Origin of the sequence: Pantoea allii (assembly GCF_002307475.1) — a bacterium.
GTDB lineage: Bacteria > Pseudomonadota > Gammaproteobacteria > Enterobacterales > Enterobacteriaceae > Pantoea > Pantoea allii.
Genome location: NZ_NTMH01000009.1, coordinates 1 through 666, shown reverse-complemented (window position 1 = coordinate 666; position 666 = coordinate 1). Strand labels below are relative to the sequence as shown.

The window sequence follows — 666 nt, the reverse complement described above, 5'->3', positions numbered from 1 at the left end:
TCGCTTCAGATGCCAGAAAAGCATCACAGCTTATTGCTGTTCATTTTTTCATTTTCGTCAGGCTTCCCTGTCTTCAGTTCTGATTACGCATGTTAATAACAGGTGAAGCCGGTCTTTGGGAAAAATATACGCCCTCACAGGCGGGGGGTTCCGGAGGCATCCGGCGCGCTGAGGAAAGAACGGAGGCTAGGACGGCGCGGCAGGGACGCCGCGACGAGGACGGCTGCGCCACGGAGGGCGCATCCGGACGGTCCGTCAGGCCGCAGTGAGTGACGAAGGGACAGCGACGGCTGCCGGACGCCGGGATTGTTAAGGGGCTGGCGCGAGCCCCTTAACCCGACCGTCTGCACGGACAGGCTGAAACTCCCCGACGCCTGGCGGGCGGAACATGCTCAGTGCAAAACCGTATCCCCACTACCTTGCAGGCAGAACACACCCGAAAAAAACGACATCGCCCCGCCCACAGGCAACCCCGCATCAACTAAAGAATAAGCCCGCACAGGCGGGGGTTTGCTGGAGGCATCCGGTGCGCTGAGGAGAGAACGGAGGCCAGGACGGCGCGGCAGGGATGCCGCGACGAGGACGGCTGCGCCACGGAGGGCGCATCCGGACGGTCCGTCAGGCCGCAGTGAGTGACGAAGGGACAGCGACGGCTGCCGGACGCCG

Annotated in this window: 1 protein-coding gene; it reads right to left on the bottom strand. The window is 63.1% G+C overall.

The window, feature by feature from the left end; all coding sequences use genetic code 11:
• Positions 1-392: 392 nt before the first annotated feature.
• The coding region (locus tag CMR03_RS25350; RefSeq protein WP_208625001.1) for a hypothetical protein at positions 393-666 on the bottom strand (274 nt) is incomplete at its 5' end.